We start from the raw sequence: 3756 nt of genomic DNA, 5'->3' as shown, positions 1-3756 counted from the left end.
GGTGACTGTGGATGTTACTGAAGAAGTGATCGATGAAGCAATGGATAAAGGAGCCAATTTCATTCTTGCCCACCATCCTTTGATATTTTCAGGTTTGAAGAGCCTTACCGGAAAAGACCATGTGGAACGGTGTGTAATCAAAGCCCTTAAAAATGATGTAGCGATATATGCCGCCCATACCAATCTGGATAACCTGAAGAACGGTTTTAATTTTATGATGGCGGACAGGTTGGGATTAAAGAACCAGCAAATACTCAGGCCCCGGCAGAATGATCTTGTAAAGCTGGTATTTTTTGTACCCCATGATCATGCCGATCAGGTAAGGAGAGCGGTATTCGAAGCAGGAGCAGGAGTTATCGGAGATTATGATCAGTGTAGCTACAACCTTCATGGTCAGGGAACATTCAGGCCGGGAGAAGGCTCTGATCCTTACTCCGGTAAAAAAGGCGAGATGCATTTTGAAGAAGAAACCCGGGTGGCTACTTTCTTCCCCTCCCGTAAAACGGCGCAGGTTATTGAAGCCATGAATAAAGCCCATCCCTATGAGGAGGTTGTTTATGACCTTTATCCTTTAAAAAATGAGGATAAGGATAACGGGGCGGGTGTAATCGGAACGCTCAACGAGGAAATGCCGGAAAAGCAATTTCTGGATTGGATCAAGACACAGTTAAATACTGAATGCATCAGGCATACCAAACTCCTTGAATCATTCGTTTCCCGGGTTGCTATTGCAGGAGGAAGCGGTAATTTCTTACTGAATGATGCCCTATCTCAAAAGGCCGATGTGTTTATTTCTGCTGATTTTAAATATCATGACTTTTTTGAGGCAGATGAAAAAATATTGATTGCCGATATTGGGCATTTTGAAAGCGAACAAATGAGTAAGGAATTCTTTTATGATTTATTAACAAAAAATTTTCATAATTTTGCGACCCATTTATCAGAAGTCAATACTAATCCCATAAACTATTATTAATATGGCAGCCGTAAAGAAGCAAAAATCTCAAACAACTGAATATTCTGTAGAAGATAAGCTCAAAGCACTTTTTGAACTTCAAACTGTGGATTCATCCATTGATAATATCCAGAGGCTAAGGGGAGAACTTCCTTTGGAGGTACAGGATCTGGAAGATGAAATTGCCGGTTTGGAAACGCGGATAAAGAATTATGAGAATGAAGTCAAGGAGCTTGAAAACAGCAATAGTAAGAAGAAAAACGAAATAGAAGAATCCAAGCAGTTAATAGAAAAGTATAAGAAACAGCAGAATAATGTTCGAAACAACCGGGAATATGAGGCCCTTTCCAAAGAGATTGAATTTCAGAGTTTGGAAATAGAATTACGGGAAAAGCATATCCGGGAAAATAACGAAAAGATACAACAAAGGAATCAGGACATTGAAGAATCCAGGAAAGAATTGGAAGAAAGACAGAAAGATTTGAAAAACAAGAAAGAGGAGCTGGATTCTATTATCTCCGAGACTCAAAAAGAGGAAGAAGAGTTGAATGCCCGTTCAGAGAAGATCAGAGAGATTATTGAGCCCCGGTTGCTGAATGCCTATAAGAAAATCCGGGAGAATGCCAGAAACGGGCTGGCCGTGGTAACGGTAGAAAGGGATGCCTGCGGTGGATGCTTCAATAAAATTCCTCCGCAGAGGCAGTTGGATATTCGTTCCAGGAAGAAGGTCATTGTGTGTGAATATTGTGGAAGAATACTCGTTGATCCCGAACTGGCAGAAGAGATTACAACCAAAGTAAAACCAAGAAAAGCGGAATAGACCAAAATAAAAATTGAGCTTCATCGAAGCTCAATTTTTACTTGGGCACTTTTACTTTATATTTAACGTCAAACTTACCTTTTGCAATGGCATTCAGCTTACCCTTGAGCATGCGTTTTTTCAGGGGTGCCACTTTGTCAGTGAATAGAATGCCTTGCAGGTGATCGTATTCGTGCTGGATGATCCTGGCACCTATGCCGCCAAATTCATCTTCATGCGGATTGAAATCGGCATCATACCAGCGGATTCTGATTTTTTCAGGACGTACAATCTCTTCCCGTATCTCCGGGATGCTTAGACAGCCTTCCTCGTAGGTTTTATCGTCGCCAAATCTGTCGATGATTTCCGGGTTGATGAATGTCATCTTAAAGTCTTTAAGCTCCGGATCATCCTTTTCAAGCGGAGTACCGTCCACCACGAAAATCCGGATGGATTTTCCTACCTGCGGGGCTGCCAGTCCGATACCATCCGAATGATACATGGTATCCCAGAGATCCTGAATAAACTGATCAAGCCCTTTCTCATCCTTTCCGACTTCTCTTGCAGTCTTTCTTAGTACAGGTGAACCATATATATATACTGGTAATATCATGACTTTAAGTAGTTTTTCGTTCCAAGAATGACTGTAGAATAATGGTTGCGCTTATTTTATCAACATTTGCTTTATTTTGCCTTTGTTTCTTTTTCATTCCGCCCTGTAGCATTGCTTCCTTAGCCATGCCGGAGGTAAACCTTTCATCTTCCAGTTCTACAGTCACATTTGGAAATTGTTTTTTTAATTTCTTTAAAAAGGGTCTGATATATTGTACACTCTCTGACTCTTGATTGTTCATTTGTTTGGGATAACCTACAACAATGGTATCCACAGATTCTTTATCCATATAGCCGGCCAAATAATCCAACAACTCATTGGGATGAACAGTATCCAATGCATTGGCAATCATTTTCATCGGATCGGTTACTGCCAACCCGGCTCTTTTTTTCCCGTAATCTATGGCCAGTATTCTCCCCACAAGCGCTTTGTTTATTTATTAGTACAATATCAAATGAGTCTAGTCTAAAAAGGCGCTAAGCGGCTCTCTCAGCTAAAGGTGTCAAAATTATTATATTGATTGACAAGCAGTTATAGTAGCCGCTAAGCGCTGTGTGCATAAAAATTAGCTTTTTAAACCGAACCCATCAAATGCAAAATTAATGAAAATTAACTTTCATTGGTTATTAATTTAGATTAATTCTTAATAAAAGAACTCATTGATTGGGATATGCATTGTGCTGCACCGGTCGGACGGGTTGGTGATGGCAGCGAAAGAGCAGGCCCCTGATAGGTTAAGCCAAAAGTCAATAAGGTTTTCAATATAACCGGATTGGGCTGTCCCTATAGCTACAGAATTCCTTATGTGGATTTTTATATCGGTTTATTGCTTGCGCTCCATGCCCAAACAGGTCCTTTTGATAGGGCGACAGTTGGAGCGCTTTAAGTTCTGGTGCCTACTCCCCGGGCGCTGCCCGGGGTTACACTATTCAACCCCTAACGGAGTTTTAACCAGACAATAATTATCCGGTCATTGCGATCGCTATGTGCTTTCTCTGAAGGCTTTCCTTTTCCACCGATTAAAAAGCCAATTAAATTACAGATAACTCTGTGGTTCAAGAATATTAACCAAATAACTTTTAAGATCGCCCTAAAGAAAGGCTTATATGATACAGGTTTAGTAACAATAATTGATGAGATTAGCACCCACGTTCACGTGGGTGGTTGTTAATGGGCTATTCGCCCACCCATCCCAAAAACGTCCTTTAGGGCGTTTTTTGGGTAAAAACAATAATCCATTTTCCCTAAATTTGCTCCACCCCCTGTCGCTGAAGCTTTAGCGTAAGCAACCGAAGCTAGCGAAGGCAGGCCTGCCCTCCGAAGCTAGTGTATTGACCTTGAATTTCGTTTAGTAAAATTAAAGCTAACAAGAGTATAAATTACTGATCA

Annotated in this window: 4 protein-coding genes; 2 read left to right on the top strand and 2 right to left on the bottom strand. The window is 40.9% G+C overall.

Annotated elements, in window-relative coordinates; all coding sequences use genetic code 11:
* Both KGY70_18755 and KGY70_18750 read left to right on the top strand, forming a co-directional pair.
* Window positions 1–976: Nif3-like dinuclear metal center hexameric protein (locus tag KGY70_18755; protein ID MBS3777243.1), on the top strand; the 976-nt coding region annotated here is incomplete at its 5' end.
* 1 nt (window position 977) lies between these two features.
* Window positions 978–1775, top strand: coding sequence for a hypothetical protein (locus KGY70_18750; GenBank protein MBS3777242.1), 798 nt, complete (start codon window positions 978–980; stop codon window positions 1773–1775).
* Window positions 1776–1812: 37 nt separating this feature from the next.
* Here the strand turns inward: KGY70_18750 and def are convergent, their stop codons facing one another.
* On the bottom strand, window positions 1813–2367 hold the full coding sequence (gene def, locus KGY70_18745) for a peptide deformylase (protein MBS3777241.1): 555 nt from the start codon (window positions 2365–2367) through the stop codon (window positions 1813–1815).
* Between the two features lie 4 nt (window positions 2368–2371).
* On the bottom strand, window positions 2372–2788 hold the full coding sequence (ruvX, locus tag KGY70_18740; GenBank protein ID MBS3777240.1) for a Holliday junction resolvase RuvX: 417 nt from the start codon (window positions 2786–2788) through the stop codon (window positions 2372–2374).
* Between the last annotated feature and the right edge of the window lie 968 nt (window positions 2789–3756).

It is taken from the genome of Bacteroidales bacterium (genome assembly GCA_018334875.1).
Classification (GTDB): domain Bacteria; phylum Bacteroidota; class Bacteroidia; order Bacteroidales; family UBA12077; genus JAGXLC01.
Note: the sequence above shows the minus strand (reverse complement) of the source record. Positions and strands in the feature narration are given on the sequence as shown.

Coding starts and splice junctions, on each gene's coding strand:
- KGY70_18750 (MBS3777242.1), top strand. CDS start 978: ATGGCAGCCGTAAAGAAGCAAAAATCTCAAACAACTGAATATTCTGTA.
- def (MBS3777241.1), bottom strand. CDS start 2,367: ATGATATTACCAGTATATATATATGGTTCACCTGTACTAAGAAAGACT.